13 protein-coding genes are annotated in these 17,970 nt (G+C 73.0%); 6 read left to right on the plus strand and 7 right to left on the minus strand.

What is annotated here, in order from left to right; genetic code table 11:
- Positions 1-394 precede the first annotated feature (394 nt).
- Positions 395-1,195 carry a DUF2182 domain-containing protein gene (locus ACFTWP_RS08110; RefSeq protein WP_380263410.1) on the plus strand — a complete coding sequence of 267 codons (801 nt, stop codon included), beginning with the start codon at positions 395-397 and terminating at the stop codon, positions 1,193-1,195.
- Positions 1,196-1,413: 218 nt separating this feature from the next.
- Here ACFTWP_RS08110 and ACFTWP_RS08115 read toward each other — a convergent pair whose 3' ends face one another.
- Positions 1,414-2,400 (minus strand): LuxR C-terminal-related transcriptional regulator, encoded by a 987-nt coding sequence (locus tag ACFTWP_RS08115; protein ID WP_380263411.1) that lies wholly within the window; start codon positions 2,398-2,400, stop codon positions 1,414-1,416.
- 325 nt (positions 2,401-2,725) lie between these two features.
- Here ACFTWP_RS08115 and ACFTWP_RS08120 point away from each other — a divergent pair, with 325 nt between their 5' ends.
- The 3 genes from ACFTWP_RS08120 (at position 2,726) to ACFTWP_RS08130 (ending at position 9,635) form a co-directional block, all read left to right on the plus strand.
- Positions 2,726-2,986: a hypothetical protein gene (locus ACFTWP_RS08120; RefSeq protein WP_380263412.1), complete on the plus strand. Its 261-nt coding sequence runs from the start codon at positions 2,726-2,728 to the stop codon at positions 2,984-2,986.
- A 7-nt stretch (positions 2,987-2,993) separates the two neighbouring features.
- Complete coding sequence (locus ACFTWP_RS08125; protein WP_380263413.1) at positions 2,994-3,287, plus strand: hypothetical protein; 294 nt, start codon at positions 2,994-2,996, stop codon at positions 3,285-3,287.
- 150 nt (positions 3,288-3,437) lie between these two features.
- Positions 3,438-9,635: a DNRLRE domain-containing protein gene (locus ACFTWP_RS08130; RefSeq protein WP_380263414.1), complete on the plus strand. Its 6,198-nt coding sequence runs from the start codon at positions 3,438-3,440 to the stop codon at positions 9,633-9,635.
- Positions 9,636-9,805: 170 nt separating this feature from the next.
- On the opposite strand, the gene ACFTWP_RS08135 is transcribed toward ACFTWP_RS08130, so the two are convergent.
- Together ACFTWP_RS08135 and sigJ are read right to left on the minus strand one after the other, a co-directional pair.
- Positions 9,806-10,246 carry a nitroreductase family deazaflavin-dependent oxidoreductase gene (locus tag ACFTWP_RS08135; RefSeq protein ID WP_380263415.1) on the minus strand — a complete coding sequence of 147 codons (441 nt, stop codon included), beginning with the start codon at positions 10,244-10,246 and terminating at the stop codon, positions 9,806-9,808.
- A 67-nt stretch (positions 10,247-10,313) separates the two neighbouring features.
- Positions 10,314-11,273, minus strand: a complete 960-nt coding sequence (sigJ, locus tag ACFTWP_RS08140) for an RNA polymerase sigma factor SigJ (RefSeq protein ID WP_380263416.1) — start codon at positions 11,271-11,273, stop codon at positions 10,314-10,316.
- 153 nt (positions 11,274-11,426) lie between these two features.
- Between sigJ and ACFTWP_RS08145 the strand changes: the two genes are divergently transcribed.
- On the plus strand, positions 11,427-12,521 hold the full coding sequence (locus ACFTWP_RS08145; protein ID WP_380263417.1) for a nuclear transport factor 2 family protein: 1,095 nt from the start codon (positions 11,427-11,429) through the stop codon (positions 12,519-12,521).
- Positions 12,522-12,596: 75 nt separating this feature from the next.
- On the opposite strand, the gene ACFTWP_RS08150 is transcribed toward ACFTWP_RS08145, so the two are convergent.
- From ACFTWP_RS08150 to ACFTWP_RS08160, 3 genes are all read right to left on the minus strand, one after another.
- Positions 12,597-13,493 (minus strand): geranyl diphosphate 2-C-methyltransferase, encoded by an 897-nt coding sequence (locus tag ACFTWP_RS08150; RefSeq protein ID WP_380263418.1) that lies wholly within the window; start codon positions 13,491-13,493, stop codon positions 12,597-12,599.
- Between the two features lie 14 nt (positions 13,494-13,507).
- Positions 13,508-14,869 carry a family 2 encapsulin nanocompartment cargo protein terpene cyclase gene (locus tag ACFTWP_RS08155; RefSeq protein WP_380263419.1) on the minus strand — a complete coding sequence of 454 codons (1,362 nt, stop codon included), beginning with the start codon at positions 14,867-14,869 and terminating at the stop codon, positions 13,508-13,510.
- A gap of 179 nt (positions 14,870-15,048) precedes the next feature.
- Positions 15,049-16,461, minus strand: coding sequence for a family 2B encapsulin nanocompartment shell protein (locus ACFTWP_RS08160; protein ID WP_380263420.1), 1,413 nt, complete (start codon positions 16,459-16,461; stop codon positions 15,049-15,051).
- A 349-nt stretch (positions 16,462-16,810) separates the two neighbouring features.
- Between ACFTWP_RS08160 and ACFTWP_RS08165 the strand changes: the two genes are divergently transcribed.
- Positions 16,811-17,158 (plus strand): VOC family protein, encoded by a 348-nt coding sequence (locus tag ACFTWP_RS08165; protein WP_380263421.1) that lies wholly within the window; start codon positions 16,811-16,813, stop codon positions 17,156-17,158.
- 337 nt (positions 17,159-17,495) lie between these two features.
- On the opposite strand, the gene ACFTWP_RS08170 is transcribed toward ACFTWP_RS08165, so the two are convergent.
- The gene (locus ACFTWP_RS08170; RefSeq protein WP_380263422.1) at positions 17,496-17,678 is read right to left on the minus strand and encodes a hypothetical protein; all 183 of its coding nucleotides are present in this window, start codon (positions 17,676-17,678) and stop codon (positions 17,496-17,498) included.
- Positions 17,679-17,970: the final 292 nt, after the last annotated feature.

The following is a 17,970-nucleotide window of genomic DNA, read 5'->3' on the forward strand; positions in this document are numbered from 1 at the left end:
CTCGCCGACCTCCTCACCCCCCGCTGTCGCACGGTTCCACAGGAGTGACGGGGCTGCCCGCACGAAGGCACGCGGGCCACGTCGGCGGAGCGGCCTCTCCTCCAGCATGCGCCGATTCGGCCGGACCCGGCACCCCTGCGCGGCCCGCCGCCCGTGGCCGGGGCCGTGGCCGGGGCAACGACAGGGCCAGGATCACGCCGAGCTCGGCGTTCACCGCCGTGCTCGGCCCCGGTGACCTGTGCGGGTTGGAACCGCCCGGCCCGGTGACTCCTCCGTCCCGGAGGACTCGCCGCCCACGAGCGGCGCTGGCCCCTGTGCCGCCCCGCGCGATCGTGACCGGGTTTTGCCGATGGCGCACGTGTGCTGTCCTGGAAGGACCAGGCAGGAGAGCACCATGCGTACCGTCACCGTGGAGAAGCAGCCGCTGCGCACCGGGGTGCTGATGCCCGCGAGGGATCTGGCCCTCGCCTGGGGCCTGATCATGGTGATCGCGGCCCTGGCCTGGCTGTTCACGGTCGGGCAGGCCAGGGGCATGGGGATCGAGCCCGGCACGATGGGGATGGCGCTGCCGCTGTTCCTGGTGCTGTGGCTGGCGATGATGGCCGCGATGATGCTGCCCTCGGTGGCTCCGGTGGCGGTGACCTGGGCCCGCAGCATCGGCCGGCAGTCGAGCGGCGGCGAGCGGGCGGTCCGCACGACCGAGTTCCTCGGCGGCTATCTGCTGGTGTGGACGGCCTTCGGGCTGCTCGCGTACGGCGGCCTCGCGCTCACCGGCCACCTGGTCGAGCGCGATCCGGACGCCGGGAGGTGGATCGGCGCGGCGGCGTTCGCCCTGGCCGGGCTGTACCAGCTGGGCCCGCTGAAGTACGTCTGCCTGCGACACTGCCGCAGCCCGATGGCGCAGCTGATGCACTACGCGGGCTACCGGCCGCCGCTGCGGGACCTGCGGGTCGGGCTGCACCACGGCGGGTACTGCCTGGGCTGCTGCTGGGCGCTGATGGTGGTGCTGGTGCCGCTCGGCGTGATGAACGTGGCGGCGATGGCGGGGATCGCAGTGGTGGTCTTCCTGGAGAAGCTGTGGCGGCGCGGTCCGCTGCTGGCCCGGGTCGCCGGGGTGGCGTTCCTCGTGCTCGCCGTGCTGGCACCGTTCCAGAGCTGGCTGCTGCCCGGGCTCACCCCGGGCGACATGATGTAGCGCGCACGGCGGGGAGAGGCGGGCGGCGAGGGCGGAGGCTGCGGACGCCGCGCAGAGGCGGTCACGGGTCCGCCGCCGCCGGGCACGGGCGCGATCGGGCGCCGCTCCCCGGCCCGACCGGACGCGGCTCGACCCCGGTCCCGGATCCGTTCCCGCTGCCGGCTCCGGTCCCGCTCCCGCTCCCTGCTCCGGTCCCGGTCCCAGGCTGCCCCTGGGGCCTAGAGCCAACCCCGCTGGGCCGCCTTCAGGCCCGCCTCGAACCGGCTCGCCGCATCCAGCCGCTCCATCAGGGCGGCCATCTGACGCCGCACCGTACGCACCGAGACCCCCAGTCGCCGACCCGCCATCTCGTCGGTGAGCCCGGTGGAGAGCAGCCGCAGCAGCTCGCGCTCCCCGGCGCTCAGGCCCGTCCGGGTGTCTTCGAGGCGGTCGGCGCCGAGGGGGACAGCGCTCTCCCAGGTCTGCTCGAAGAGCGCGACCAGCGAGGCGACGATCCCGGGCTCGTCGGTACAGAGCGCGCCGAGCCTGGTGTTCTGCGGGTCGATCGGCACCACCGCGGTGCGCCGGTCGAAGACCAGCATCCGCGGCGGCAGCACGGGCGCGGTCCGCACCCGGCCGCCGAGGCCGGTCATCCACTGCGCGTAGGAGAGCGTCTCCGGGTCGTTGCGCACGCTGTCCTGGTAGATCGTCAGAAGGCTTACCCCGCGCCGCAGCGCGTCCTCGTCCAGCGGCCGGGAGGCCGCCAGGCTGTCCGCGGACTGGGCACCGCCCGGCATGACGGCCAGGCACTCGCCGGCGAGTTCGCCGGTGAGGACCTCCAGCTTCGCCTGGATCGCGTCGAGGCCCACCAGCCGCTCGCCGCCGTCCACCACCGTGTTCGGCCGCAGCACGGCGTACTCGGCGACGGCGCGCGCCACGGCGGCTCGGCTGACCTCCAACTCCTGCTGGCGGCGGACGAGTTCCTCCTCCTGCCGGCGGAGCAGCAGCTCCAGGCCGCGCTCGGGGCTGACCGGCCGCAGGGCGCCGGGGCGTTCGCGCGAGTCACGCAGCAGGGCGAGGTCGGCGAGGCGGTCCAGGGCCGCACGGATCTCGGGCTCGGGGAGCCCGAGCCGCTCGCAGAGTTCGGCGACCCCGCCCTCGGGGTCGGCCAGCATCTCGCGGTAGACGGCCTCGGCGGTCGTGTCCAGACCCAGCAGCTCCAGCACTTCTAGACCCCTGATCGCGACGGGTTGATGTCCGGTCGGCCCAGCCCGGACGATCTTGTCAGCCGGTGCCACCACCGAACAAGGCATGATCCGGTCAAGGAACCGGGGGGCGGCTCCGGCGCACCCGGCGGGGTTGCAGCATGCTGCCTGTCCGCTTACTGCCGGGCGCCGACCCTCCCCCCGCGGGGCGGGCGCCGGGAGGATTCCGGGTGCGCCCCGACGGCGCGCACACCCCGGGGTCCGCCCCCGCGGCACCCGCTCCGACGCCCGCCGAAGCCTCCGCCCGACACCTGTGCCCGACGCCCCGACAGAAACGGGAACCACCATGCCCACGCCCGCCCGGCTGCTCGCCGCCACCGCCCTGGCGCTCACGCTCGCGACCGCCGCCACCCCGGCACTCGCCCTCTCCCCCGCCTCACCCGGCACGGCTGCCACCGCCACCCCGACCGACCCGGCGGACCCGACCGGCCCGCGCATCGGCTGGGACAACCTGCGCGCAGCCGCGACGGATCGGGGTTCCGCACCAGCTGGGACCGCCCTCCTCGGTACGGGCACCTTGGGGATCGGCTGGGACGACTGGACCTGAACTCGCCGTGTTCGCCGTACACCTGACACTCCGTCCGGCTCCTCCTGGGGCCTCGCCGGCCGACCCGGCCGGGCCACCCGACGAGGACGTGGCCGGCGCCGTCCAGGACGCCGTGTGGGGGTGCGCCGGGCCGGCGGACGGCCTGGAGCACATCCGCGCCAGGAGCGGGCCGCGCGGGCTGGGACTGATCCTCTTCGTCCGGGCCCCCGACCGCTCCGAGGCGGAACGGCGGGCGAGGGCCCTGCTCGACCGGGCACTCGCCGAAGGGGCCGTCGGGCCCTTCGCCCCCGCTTCGCCGTAGGCCCGCCCGACCACGGCCGTCCCTCCCGCCCCGCAGGCGTTTTCCTGCCGCACGTCCCGCTTTCCACCGATCCTCGCCGGCGCTGAATTTGGCCGGTTCGTAACGGACCTTTACCGACCCAACCCTGTCATAGACACAACAAGGAGCCCCATGGCACGCCAGCACGGTCCCGGACACCGCTCCGGGGACGTACCACCACCCACCCCCCGACGCCGGCACGGAGCACTGCTGCGTCGCACCGCCATCGCCTTGTCCATCGTGATCGCCGCCGAGTCGGCGGCCGTCATCATGGCGACCGGCCAGGCCGTCGCCGTCACCCCGCAGTCCCCCGCCGCACCGGCGGCCAAGGCGCTCGGCCCGGCCGAGGCCGAGGACATCGCCACCGCTCACCTCAAGGCCCGGTTGCAGAACCGCCGGATCGAGGTGGTGGGCGAGCGGACCGAGTCCAGCATCACCTGGATCAACCCGGACGGCACCACCACCCTCGACATGGCCTCCGGCCCGATCCGCTACAAGGACGGGGCCGGCCGGTTCCAGCCGATCGACGTCGACCTCGCCCGGCAGCCGGACGGCGGCGTCAAGGCCAAGGGCCACCCGCTGGGCCTCACCCTCGCCGGGGCCACCCCGGCCGCCGCCGTCTCCCGCTTCAAGGCCTCCGGCGCCCCGGCCGGGGACCAGCAGGCCCCGGCGGTGCCGCTGGTCTCGCTGGACAACGGCGCGGGCACCGCGATGTCCCTGTCCTGGCGCGGCGCGCTGCCCGCCCCGAGCATCGACGGCCACCGGGCCCGCTACGCGGACGCGTTGACCGCCACGGACCTGGTCATCGAGTCCACCCGGACGGGCTTCGAGCAGTTCCTGGAGCTCAAGGACCGGTCGGCGGTCGCCGCCAACGGCACCGTCACGCTCACCCTCAACGCGGCCGGCCTGCAGGCCCGGCAGAACGCCGACGGCTCGGTGTCGTTCGTCGACCCGAAGAACGGCCAGGAGGCCGGCCGGCTGCCCGCCCCCGTGATGTGGGACGCCCAGGTCGACGAGCGCTCCGGCGACCACACCCGCACCGCGCCCGTCGGCCTGAAGGTGGCGCAGCGCGGCGACGACATCGACCTCACCCTCACCCCCGACGCGGCCTTCCTGAACGACCCGCGGACCAAGTACCCGGTGACCGTCGACCCGGCGGTCAACATCGGCGTCGGCTTCGACACCTTCGTCCAGCAGGGCTACGCCACCGACGTCTCGGCGCAGACCGAGCTGAAGCTCGGCAACAACGGCTCCGGCCAGGTGGCCCGCTCGTTCCTGCAGTTCCCGATGGCGCAGATCAGCGGCAAGCAGATCACCAGCGGCAAGCTCAACCTGTGGAACTTCCACTCCTGGTCCTGCACCGCGAAGAGCTGGGAGGTCTGGGACACCAACTCGGCCTCCACCGCCACCCGCTGGACGGCGCAGCCCACCTGGAACCGCAAGTGGGCGACCACCACCGCGACCAAGGGCTACTCCAGCTCCTGCAACGACGGCTGGGTGAACACCGACATCACCTCCCTCGTGCAGGCCTGGGCCGGCAACGGCAAGGGCGCCAACACGCTGGGCATCCGTGCCACCGACGAGAGCGACCCGTACGGCTGGAAGAAGTTCAACTCCGGCAACGCGTCCTCCAACACGCCCTACCTGTCGGTGACGTACAACACCCCGCCGGCCGTCTCCACCCTGCTGACCCCGGCCAACGGCGCCCTCACCGGGGACGCCACCCCGGCGCTGTCCGCCAAGGCGACCGACCCCGACGGCGGCAACGTGCTGCTGGACTTCGAGGTCTGGGCGGCCAACGGCACCGCGGCCCTGCAGTCCGGCCACTCCGCCTACGCCGCCTCCGGGTCGACCGCCACCTGGTCCCCCGCGACCGCGCTGGCCCCCGGCGCCTACAAGTGGCGCTCGCGCTCCTGGGACGGCACCGCCAACAGCGCGTGGTCGGCGTTCCGCACCCTCACCGTGGACACCACCGCGCCGGGCGCCACCACCGTGTCCTCCGGCGACTTCCCGGCCGGCCAGTGGTCGGGCACCCCGGACGCGGGCGGCTCGTACACCGGCACCTTCACCTTCACCCCGCCGTCCTCCGACGTGAAGGACGTGCAGTACCGGCTGGACGGCGGCGCCTGGGTGACCGCGGCGACCACCGGCGCGGCGGTGACGGCGGCCCTCACCTTCAAGGCGGGCGCGCACACGGTGACCGCGCACACCCGCGACGCGGCGGGCAACACCTCCGCCGACAAGACGTACACCTTCTACGCGGGCAGGGGTTCCGCGCTGGTGGCGCCCGGCGCGGGTGAGCGCCCGGCCCGCCGCACCTCGCTGCAGGCCGAGGGCAACAGCACGTACACCGGCGTGCGCTACCAGTACCGCCGCGGCGAGACGGACGCCTGGAAGGACGTCCCGGTCGCCAACGTCACCACCACCGACGGCAAGTCGGTGGCCGGCTGGCCGTTCGCCGCCACCGCCGGCAAGCCGGCACCGCTGAACTGGAACATCACCGACACCCTGGCCGAGAACGGCCCGGTCGACGTCCGCGCGGTCTTCACCGACGGCGCCGCCACCGACGCCACCGAGCCGAACACCGTCACGGTGGACCGCAACGCGGGCGACGCCCCCCAGACGCCGGTCGGCCCCGGCGAGGTGAACACCCTCACCGGTGACCTCACCCTGTCGGCCACCGACGCCGAGGGCTTCGGCCTCAGCGCCGAGCGTTCCTTCTCCTCCCGCCGGCCCGTCAACGGCTCGGCCCAGGAGGGCCAGGCGGCGATCTTCGGCCCGCAGTGGAGCTCCGGCACCAGCGCCGAGATCACCGACGCCGACTACACCTACGTCCGCCAGACCTCGGCGACCTCCCTCTCGCTGGTCTCCGCGGACGGCTCCGAGGTCGGCTTCACCGCCACCGGCGCCGGCGGCTGGAAGCCCGAGCCCGGCGCCGAGGACCTCACCCTGACCGGGGCGCTCACCGGGGCCTTCACCCTGAAGGACACCGCCGGCACCACGGTCACCTTCACCAAGGTCGACCCGGCCGCCACCACCTGGCAGGCAGCCGGCTCCTCGCTGCCCAGCGACAACTCCACCACCTCGGTGGTCTCGGAGAAGGTCGTGGCCGGCGGCAAGACCCTGGCCCGCCCGAAGTACGTGGTCGCGGCGACCTCGGCGACCGCCTCCGCCAACTGCGCCGCCGTACCGTCCACGGTCGGCTGCCGGGTGCTGGAGTACGTCTACGCCGGCGCCACCACCGCCACCTCCTCCGCCACCGGGGACTTCACCGGCCAGGTGAAGCAGATCCGGCTCTGGTCCACCGACCCGGGCGCCTCCGCGGCCACCCCCGTCGTCGTCTCGCAGTACGCCTACGACGACCAGGGACGGCTGCGCGAGGTCTGGGACCCGCGGATCAGCCCCGCACTGAAGACCACCTACGGCTACGACTCGGCCGGGCGGGTCACCACCGCGGCCGAGCCCGGCGAGCTGCCGTGGACCCTGGAGTACGGCAAGGCCGGCAACGCCGCCACCGCGGGCGACGGCATGCTGCTCGCCGCCTCCCGCCCCACCCTCAAGCAGGGCAGCTCGGACGTCACCGACGGCACCGCCACCACCTCGGTGGTCTACGACGTCCCGCTGAGCGGCAACAACGCGCCCTACCCGCTGGGCCCGACCGACGTCGCCGCCTGGGGTCAGAGCGACGCCCCGACCGACGCCACCGCCGTCCTGCCACCCGACGCCGTCCCCGCGGGCCACGACGGCAAGGCGCTCGGCACCGCCGCCTACAACCGCGCCTCGCTGACCTACACCAACGCCTCCGGGCGCGAGGTCAACACGGCCACCCCCGGCGGCGGCATCACCACCACCGAGTACAACGCCTTCGGCAGCCAGGTCCGCACGCTCTCCGCGGAGAACCGCGTCCTCGCCCTGGCCACCACCGGCACCGACCTCGCCAAGCTGCGCGCCCTCGGCATCGCCGGCCGCTCCACGGCCGACCGCGCCCAGGTGCTCTCCTCGGCCTCGGTGTACTCGGCCGACGGCAAGCGCCTGGTCGAGAGCTACGACCCGCTGCAGCTGGTCACCCTGGAGCACGACCTGGCCGCCTCCGGCAGCAGCCCGGCGCTCGCCGCCGGCGCCGAGGTCCCGGCCCGCGCCGCCACCGTGACCGCCTACGACGAGGGCCGCCCGGCGGGCGCCTCGGTCAGCGACCGCGCCACCTCGGTGACCACCGGCGCCCGGATCGACGGCTACGCCACCGACGCCGACACCCGCACCACCGCCACCGCGTACGACTGGGCCCAGGGCCTGCCCACCCAGTCCGTGCAGGACCCGGCCGGCCTGAGGATCACCACCGGCACCGGGTACGACACCAGCGGCCGGGTGACCAGCCAGAGCCGACCCAACTCCACCGGCTCCGACGCGGCCACCACGGTGACCGCGTACTACGGCGCCGCCGGCACCGGCGCCTGCGCCGGCCACCCCGAGTGGGCCGACCTGGTCTGCTCCACCGGCCCGGCCGCCGCGGTCACCGGCGGCGGGAGCAACCCGTCGCAGACCCCGACCAGGACCTTCCAGTACGACCGCTGGGGCAACGTCTCGGTGGTCACCGAGGTCGCCAACGGCGTCACCCGCACCACCACCCGCGGCTACGACGCCGCCGGGCGTCCGCTGAAGGTCGCGATCACCGGCGGCACCGGCACCGCGGTCCCCGACACCACGTTCGGCTACGACCCGGCGACGGGCGAGCTCGCCACCCTCGCCAACGGCAAGGCCACCATCAAGCAGGGCTACGACAGGCTCGGCCGCCTGGTCTCCTACGACGACGGCGCCGGCAACATCGCCACCACCGAGTACGACAAGCTCGACCGGGTGGTGAAGAAGTCGGACTCGGTGCCCTCCAGCACCAGCTACGGCTACGACACCGCCAAGGACCCGCGCGGACTGCCCACCTCGCTCACCGACTCGGTCGCGGGCACCTTCACCGCCGGCTACGACGTCGAGGGCCGGCTGGTCACCCAGACCATGCCGGGCGGCAACACCCTGACCAACACCTACGACAGCCGGGGCAACCAGACCGGCAAGACCTACACCACCCAGTCGGGCACCGTGCTGCTCGCCGACACCGCGGACTTCACCGTCCACGGCCAACAGGCCGGCCGCACCCAGGCCGACGGCAACACCACCGGCACCGCCTACACCTACGACGCCACCGGCCGCCTCACCAAGGCCGCCGCCGACACCGGCCTCGGCTGCGCCGCCCGGTCCTACGCCTTCGACAAGAGCAGCAACCGGACCAACCGCACCACCGTGACCGACGACTGCGACCCGGCCACCGCCGACGCCGTCACCAGGTCCGAGAACCACGGCTACGACACCGCCGACCGCCTCACCGACGCCGGCTACGCGTACGACGCCTACGGCCGCACCACCACCCTGCCCAAGGGCACCCAGCTGAGCTACTACGTCAACGACCTGGTCCGCGGCGAGAGCCTCGGCGACACCCGCAAGACCTGGGACCTGGACGCCTCCGGCCGACTCGCGGTCACCACCACGGAGACCAAGGGGACGGACGGGACCTGGGCGATCACCGGCCTGTCGACCAACCACTTCGACGCCGGCGAGGACAGCCCCGCCTGGTCGAAGGACGCGGCCGGCATGCTCACCCGCGACGTCCAGGACCTGACCGGCCAGCTCGCGGCCGCCACCGGCACCGACGGCGGCGCGATCCTGCTGCTGACCAACCTGCACGGCGACGTGTCCGTCCAGATGTCCCCGGACGGCAGCGAGGACCTCGCCGTCTACCACTACGACGAGTACGGCAACGTCGTCGACGCCACCGGCTCGACCGACTACGGCTGGCTCGGCGGGGCGCAGCGCGAGGCCGACGGCCTCTCCGACCTCACCCTGATGGGCGTGCGCCTGTACGACGCGACCACCGGCCGCTTCCTCCAGCCGGACCCGGTCCTGGAGGGCTCGCCGAACGCCTACGGCTACCCGGTCGACCCGATCACCATGGACGACCTGACCGGGATGTCCTGGCGGAAGAAGTGGACCGCCTACTTCAGCCGCTCCGAGGGCAACACCATCGGTGTCCTCCTGTACGTGTCCGGCAAGATCAGCCAGGGCATCTCGAAGATCCTGCGGCGCCTGCCGCACATCGCCGCCCGGGCCGCCGGATACGTCCTGTGGGCACTGTCCTACCTGATGAAGAAGATCGGCAAGCAGTTCATCAAGGCCGCCAACAAGCGGGGCAGCCACGGGGTGAAGTTCGTCTTCGGCATCTGGAGGTCCAGCCACTTCTGGGTGCCGGACCGCCCGATCTACCGGGTGAACCCGCGGTACTGACCGAGCGTGACGTTCCGCCGAGGCGGAGCGGGCCGGGGTGGCACCGGCCGATGAAGGACAGGTAGGCCGGCCCGGGGGTTCGCCCCCGGGCCGGCCGTCGTGCCGGGCCCGTCCTCGCCGGTACCGGGAACGGGCCGCCGCGGTGCCGTCGCACCGACCGGTGGGGCGCGTCAGCCCCGCGGAGCACCCGGTCGCGCCGAGCCCGGCGTCAGCGCGACGACGGGGATGCGGCGCCCGGCCCGCTCCTGGAACCCGGCGAAGTAGGGCGTGTGCTCCAACTGCCGGGCCCAGAGCAGCTCGCGCTCGGCGCCCTCCACCTCGGCGGCCGTCACCTCGTACGCCTCGGTGCCCACCTCGACGCCGGCGGCCGGGTCGGCCAGCAGGTTGTGGTACCAGCCGGGGTGGTTCTCCCGGCCGCCGTTGGCGGCGAAGACCACGAGTCGCCCGCCGTCCCGCAGGTAGGTCACGGGCATCGTTCGCGGCTGCCCGCTGCGGGCACCGACGGTGGTCAGCAGCAGTAGCGGCACCCCCTCGAAGTCGCCGCCGACCAGTCCGCCGGCGGACCGGAACTCGTCGATCACCAGCTGATTGCGCTGCAGGCGCTCGGACACGGCTGTCAGTCCCTTCTGCGGAAGTACGGTCCCGTCGCCCCGATCCGGGCCCGGTGCGGATCCTGCCTCAACCGGTCCGCCAGGGGCGGAGCTTCTCGGGGTTGCGCACCGCCCAGATCCGTCGGATCCGGTCGCCGGCGACCTCGAACGCGAACACGGTCGCGACGTCGCCGCCCTGCTGCGCCACCAGGCCGGGCAGGCCGTTGACCGTGCATTCCAGGAACGTCGTGCGGTCACCCGCCACCCGGGCGATCTCGGCGTAGGCACCGGCGATCCGCTCACCGCCCACGATCGGGTGCAGGTGGGTGACGGCCAGCCCGCCGCCGTCGGCGGTCGCGACGGCGTCGGGGTCGAGCAGGCCGACCAGGGCTTCGATGTCCCTGGCCTCCCACGCGGCCTTGAACCGCCGGACGATGCCGGCCTGCCCGGTGCTCGGGCCCGCCGGGGTCTGCGCGGTGCGGATCCGACGGCGGGCGGAGGAGGCCAGTTGGCGGCAGGCCGCCGGGGTGCGGCCGACGATCGCGGCGACCTCGCCGAAGGGGTAGCGGAAGACGTCGTGCAGGACGAACGCGACGCGCTCGGCCGGGGTCATCGAGTCGAGGACGACCAGGAAGGCCATCGTCACCGACTCGTCGAGGGTGACCCGGTCGGCCGGGTCGGCCGGGTCGGCGCCGGAGCGTCCGGTGATCCACTCCGTGGGTTCGGGCAGCGGCTCCGGGATCCAGTCGCCCACGTACGTCTCCCGCCTGGCCCGCGCCGAGCCGAGCAGGTTCAGGCAGATGCGGCCGGCGACCGTCACCAGCCAGGCGCCGGGCGACTCGATGGCCTGCTGCTCCCGCGCGGACATGGCGTACCAGCGGGCGTACGTCTCCTGCACGACGTCCTCGGCGTCGGCGAGCGACCCGAGGAGTCGGTAGCCGAGGTTGATCAGCCTGCGCCGCTCGCTCATGATCGCGCCGAGGCCCGGATCGATCGGTTCGTCGCCCGGATCGATCCGATCGTCGCCCGACTCGGCTCTGGTGGTCATGGTCCGGCCATCTCCCTCGCTCGCTGCCTGTTCCTCTCCCCGTTACGACCGGACAGCGGGTCGGAATGTGAGGCCGCGGCGCCGCCTCACATTCCGCCGGGCTGCGTTGTCCTAGTCGTCACGAGGACAACGAGACCCACCGAGGTGACTGTGATGAACGACTTCCGGGCCGTCGCGGACCGCGTCGAGATCGAGGCGCTGCGCGGCGAGTTCACCGATGCGGCGATGATGCGCGACCGGCCCCGCCTCGCGTCGCTGTTCACCCCGGACGGCGCCCTGCGGATGCCCGACGTCCCCGCCGAGCTGGTGGGGCGCGAGGAGATCCTCGCCGGGAGCGAGCGGCTGCAGAACCGGTGGGACTTCTTCGTGCAAACGACCCACCCCGGCACGATCCTGCTCGACGGCGACACCGCGACCGGCCGCGCCTACGTCCAGGAACTCGCGCGCACCCTGGACGGGTACCAGGGCCTGAACTACGCCGTCTACCACGACCGCTACCGGCGCACCGCGGAGGGCTGGCGGTTCGCCGAGCGGGTGTACGAGATCAGGTACCTCGACACCTCGCCGCTGGCGGGCTCGGCCCCGCACCCCGCGCAGGGGTCCGGGACCACCCCGGCGGACGTCACGGCCGCCCCGGCAGCGGCCTTCACCGACCCGGCACCGGCCGAACGCCTGGAGCGGGTCGCCGCCGCGCTGCGGGCGGGCGGCTTCGCCGCCGAGATCCTCGACGACGCCGCGGCCGCGCGCGCCCGCGTCCGGGAGCTGATCCCCGAGGGCGCCGGCGTGCTCACCGGGGCCAGCGAGACCCTCCGGCTCTCCGGCATCGACGAGGACATCAACGCCGGCGGCCGGTACGACGCGATCAGGCCGCGCGTCCTGGCCGTCGACCGGGCCACCGGCGCCGACGAGATCCGCAGGCTGGTCGCCGCCCCCGAATTCGTCGTCAACAGCGTCGCCGCGGTCACCGAGACCGGCTCGCTCGTCCTCGCCTCGGGCAGCGGCAGCCAACTGCCCGCCAACGCGGGCGGCGCGGCCCACGCGATCTGGATCGTCGGCGCGCAGAAGGTGGTGCCCGACCTGGCCACGGCGCTGCGCCGCGTCGAGGAGCACGCCCTCCCGCTGGAGAGCGCCCGCGCGCAGGCGGTGTACGGGGTGCCCGGCGCCGTCAACCGCCTGCTCGTCCTCAACGCGGAGCCCCGCCCGGGACGCGGCACCGTGCTGTTGCTCCGCGAGGCCATCGGGTACTGACCTGCGTCGACGGCGAGGGACCCGCTGAACCCGGGCGGCCGGGTTCAGCGGGTGACGGACCTCGCCCGTTCGGTCTCAGACCCGGTCGGCCGCGATCAGGAGGTACTGGAAGGAGCCGTCCCGGTAGGAGTTGATGAACGCCTCCTCGATACCGGTGACCAGCGGAGACGTGGCCCGCAGCTCCCAGTAGGGCAGCGTCGCGGAGGTCAGGTCGATGACGGCCTGCGGTACGAGACGGTTGTCGGCCATCGCGCGCAGGTACTCCCGGCGGGAGTGGATGTTGCACTCGAAGTGCGCGTTGATCTGGGAGACCCACTTCGAGGGCTGGCCGTAACGCGGGTTCCAGCAACCCGTGATGGTCACGTAACGGCCGCCGACCGCGAGGACGCGGGAGTGCTCGGCGAAGAGGTCGTGCAGGTCGACGTACATGCTCGACTCGTTGTTCCACGAGGCCGCGGCCCGCCCGGTCTCGAAGGGCGTGCTGAGCATGTTGCAGACGCGGGCGCGGACGTGGTCGTCGATGCCGAGCTCGCGGGCGCGCCGGTTGGCGAAGTCGGCCTGCTTGGCCGACAGCGTGACGCCCTCGACCTTGCATCCGAAGCGCTGGTGGGCCATGACCATCGAGCCGCCGCGGCCGCAGCCGGCGTCCACGAGGGTGTCGTCGCGCCCGACGGCGCCGAGGTGGTCCAGGAGCAGTTCGGCCTGCGCCGACTCCAGGCGGTGGAGCTCGGCGATCAGCTTCTTCTCGTACGCGCTGTCCTCGGTGTCGCCGAGGGCGGCGTGGTCGACGTCGCCGATGCCGTAGTGGTGGTGGTAAAGGCCGTCCACGTCGCCGAGACGCAGGTTCACGGGCCTGGCCTCGTGGTCCCAGTACCGGGCGATGTCCCCCTGGTAGGGCGTCGCCGGCGTCGGGATGAACAGGGAAGTGCCGGCGGAGGTGCCGTCGGCGGTGGTGAGATCGGTGCTAGTCACGGATAAGTCCGTCCTTACCAGAAGTCGGGCAGGCTGTAGCGGTAGGTATTGGTCCGGTGCCAGTGGTGGTTGCCGTCGACCCACACGGCCACTCCCCGCAGGAAGCGGAGCACGCTCGGGGCGGGGCAGGCGGCGGCCAGGGCGGCGGCTTCGGCCTCGAAGTCGCGCATGAGGTCGTTGTGGACCTCGACCGCCTTGAGGTAGGCCTCCTGGTCGGAGACGCCCTCACGTTCGGCGATCACCACGGGCAGGTTCAGGTGCCGGCCTGGGCCGGCGAGTTCCTTGGTGTACGAGTAGAGGTCGTTGACGATCGTCGTGGCGTTCCCGGCGAGCGCGAGGACCCGCTGCATGGCGGGCTGGGCATGCAGGTCCGCCGGCAGTTCGTAGCCGCCGACGGTGTCGGTGATGGTGGGACAGGGGCGGAAGTTGTTGAACTGGCGCATCGCCAGGTACTCCCACACCTCGGGTACGTGATCCGTCTGGGCCCAGGCCGCCTCGGCCAGGTACCCCAGGTGCAGACGGGCCATGTCGTGCCGGAACCGGTCGGCCTGGGAGGGGGTGGACCGTTGGACGAAGTACTCCATCGCGGAGCGGTAGGCGCGCCGGGGAGCGTCCGCGTGGAGCGACTGCGCCCACTGCGGCTGGTACTCCTTCGTCGTCTGGAGCGGGTCGAGCGCGGTGTGCGCCAGCAGAAGGCGTCCGCCGAGACCGATGGGTGACCCGCCGTGGTCCTCGCAGTAGCAGTCGTCGACCGCGTTCTCGGCGACCATCAAGCGGGTGGCGACCATCAGGTGGTCGACGGTCGGAGCGTCCGGGTGGCAGCCGACCATGTAGCGTCCGACGGAGAAGCCGTCGAACTGGTCCTCCCATTCGTCGGGGTACAGCTGGACCTCGTCCATGGCCCAGGCCTTGATCCTCCGGCTGACCTCCTCCACCCGCGCCGGGTCGGGCTCCGGCACCGGGTGGTGGTAGAGGCCCGGGATCGGACGGCCCGCCACCGGCGCCTCGGACGCCCCGGGCTCCTCCCGCCGGGTCGGGTGCAGGCTCGCCGTGCCCAGACCGCTGGGGCCGCGCAGGATCCGGTCCAGGACGGGGCCCGGTCGCCCCACCGCGGCGACGCCTGCCCGTACCTGCTGAGCGGCTCGGCCACCACCCGGGTCGTCAGGTACGGGGCCGGGTGCGGGCGCCTCCACGGGCACCGCCCCGGCGGCGGGGGCCGGGACGAAGGCCCGGGCGGGCGGGGACGGCAGGGCGGACCGGGCACCGGCGGCAGGTTCCAGGCCGGAGCCCCGGGCGTTGGCGAGGATGTGGGTTCCGAAGCGGGTCGCAGCGGCAGGCAGGCTCGACTGCAGAGGGGAAGGCCCGGGATCGGGCATCCGTGGCTCCTTGGTGAGTGAGTGGGCTGTTCCGGATCCCGGGCATGCTCGACCGGCCCGGGGAGTCCGGGCCGTCGTGACCCTGGGGCAGATCCGCCGGGCAGGCCCATGCCGTGTCTGACACGTCGCGTCGGATCAGCGCGCGGCGTCGGGCGCCCGGCGGGAATTGTCGGACAGGCCTAGTCGCGCCCGCGGGCGATCTGCACGTTCTCCAGCACGCCGAGCGCGTCGGGCACCAGGATGGCGGCGGAATAGTAGGTGGAGACGAGGTAGGAGATGATCGACCGCTCGTCGATCCCCATGAAGCGCACCGACAGGCCCGGCTCGTACTCCTCCGGCAGACCGGTCTGGCGCAGACCGATGACGCCCTGGTTGTCCTCGCCGGTTCGCATGGCCACGATCGAGCTGGTGTTCTCCCTGCTGATGGGGATCTTGTTGCAGGGGAGGATCGGGACCCCGCGCCAGGCCGGGACCTGCTGCCCGCCGACGTCGACGTGGTCCGGGTAGAGCCCGCGGGCGTTGAACCCGCGCCCGATCGCCGCGATCGCCTTGGGGTGGGCCAGGAAGAACTTGGTGCCCCGCCGGCGGCAGAGCAGCTCGTCGAGGTCGTCCGGGGTGGGCGGGCCCGAGTGGGTCTGGATCCGCTGCTTGAAGTCGGCGTTGTGGAGCAGACCGAACTCCCGGTTGTTGACGAGCTCGTGCTCCTGACGCTCGCGCAGCGCCTCGATGGTGAGCCTGAGCTGCTCCTCGGTCTGGTTGTGCGGACCGTTGTAGAGGTCGGCGACCCTCGTGTGGATCCGCAGAACGGTCTGGGCGAGGGAGAGTTCGTACTCGCGGGGCTTGAGTTCGTAGTCGACGAAGGCGCCGGGCAGTTCGGCCTCGCCGGTGTGGCCGGCCGACAGCGCGATCTCGGCCTCGCCGTGCTTGTTCTGCCGCTGATGGGGAAGCGAGCTGAACTGCTGGATGTGGGCCTGGAGGTCCGGCGCCGCGGACAGCACGGCGGCGAAGTCGGCGCGGGACAGGGTGAGCAGGGTGCCGGGGGTCTCGGCGGTGGCGGTGTAGTCCCACTCGGCGTCGGCGTCCAGCAGGGCGTTCTCACCGAAGCGGTCGCCGTCGGCGAGGACGGCGACCGAGACCTCGTCGCCGTACTTGCCGACCGAGGTCTGGCCGATCCGGCCGTGGGCGATCAGGTGGATCTGCTCCGCGGGGTTGCCGCGCTCGACCAGGACCTCACCGGCCCGGAAGTCGCGCTGGACGCACCGGGCGGCGATCGCGGTCAGCACCTCTTCGTTCTCGAAGCCGCGCAGCAGGGCCAGTTCGCCGAGCTCGCGCGGGATCACCCGGACGTCGCCGCCGTTCTGGATGAACTCGATGTGTCCGTCGCCGACGGTGTAGCTGAGCCGGCGGTTCACCCGGTAGGTGCCGCCCTTGGTCTCCACCCAGGGGAGCATCCGCAGCAGCCACCGCGAGGTGATCTCCTGCATCTGCGGGGCGGACTTCGTCGTGCTGGCAAGATTGCGGGCGGCTGCCGTGCTCAGGCTGGACTGCTGGGGCGGCGCCGGCGGGGCTTCCGGGCTGGTGTCGGTGGTCATCGGGGAAACTCTCATTCGTCAGGGAGGCGATCTGCATACATACTCATCACCGGAAACGAGGATTAGCAGAGGGCGAATATCCGGGAATCCGTCCAGATCCGGTGGAACACTATCCGCCGCCACACCCGATTGCCCCGGACGTACCACGGCATTACCTCGATACGGCGATCTTTCCCCGCACGGGGTTTGATCGGAGAACCAACGGAATTCGGCCATGGCCGCAAGCCCCGACCTGCCCGGAAGGTGTTCGGGAGGGTGCACGTCGGCCAGTCGGGCGCACTGATCCCACGCAACCGCCAAGCACGTCCGTTCCCACGTCAAGAACGCCTGTTCCCATCTGGAGTCGTCGATGACCGTTCGCCGTGTGGTACCCAATGTCCGGTCGGAGGCCGCGCAGGAGAGCCGGGAGTTCTACGGCCTGCTCGGATTCGAGGAGGTCATGAATCTCGGCTGGATCATGACGCTTGCCTCCCCGTCCAGCCCCGCTGCGCAGATCAGCTTCATGGCCGAGGACAGGACCGCGCCGGAAACGCCCGACCTGAGCATCGAGGTGGACGACGTGGACGCGGCCTACGCGGTCCTCCGGGACAGCGGCGCGGAGATCGTCCACCCCTTGCAGGACGAGGAATGGGGGGTGCGCCGGTTCTTCGTCCGCGATCCCGACGGCCGGGTGGTCAACGTGCTGGGCCACCGCTGACGGCTCCGGTCGGCGTCCGGCCTTCGCTCACGGGCACGCGGACAGGTCCCCGAGAGGCCCGGCCGAGGGCGACCTCCGGGGCAGGCCCGCCACCGAGGCGTGGATGCGGCCCGCTCCCGGGCGCGCACGTCCGGCGCGCACGTCCGGTCGGGCGGGGGGCGGCGCAGCGCGAGGCGGCCAGGGGGGCGGCGCAGCGCGAGGCCGGCGTGGGTGAGGTCGGCGCCGAGGAGGGCGATCCCGACGGTCGGCAGGCAGCGGAGTCCGTGGGCGACGGCGCCGAGGATGCCGGGCACCGCCGCCACGAGGAACAGGGACAGAAGCGGGGCCTGCGGCGCGACTACCGTTCTGACGGGGGGTCGGCGGGCCGGGGCAGGGCGAGCGCTTCGGTGAGCTCGGCCAGCTCCTCGGGCGTGGGGCGGACGGGCCCGTCGGTGCCGTCCTCCGCGAAGGCGCGGATGCGGGGGGTGCGGATTCCTGTGAGGTCCGCTACCGCCTGCGCCGTCAGGTGCCTTCGCCGCATGGCTCGGCGCAGAATCTGGGAAAGGTCGGCGTCCGCCACGGCGGCCCCCTCGGGATCGGGATCCTCGTCCGCGGTCGTCTGCCCAGCACCCGGAGAACTATGCCGGTGCCTGCACCGAGGGCCCGAAGGGCCGAGGAAGGCGGCGGGCGCCGGGGGCCCGGGACGGCGGGAACGGTGAACGCCACCGTGTCGCCCGCCCCCGGAGGCGCGAGCCGTCGCTCCGGGCGGCCGGGCCCGGAGGTCACTCCCGGCCCGGCCCGCCGGCACGACGGCTCGCACGGCACCGAGCCGA

The organism is Kitasatospora sp. NPDC057015 (genome assembly GCF_042673745.1).
Classification (GTDB): Bacteria; Actinomycetota; Actinomycetes; order Streptomycetales; family Streptomycetaceae; genus Kitasatospora.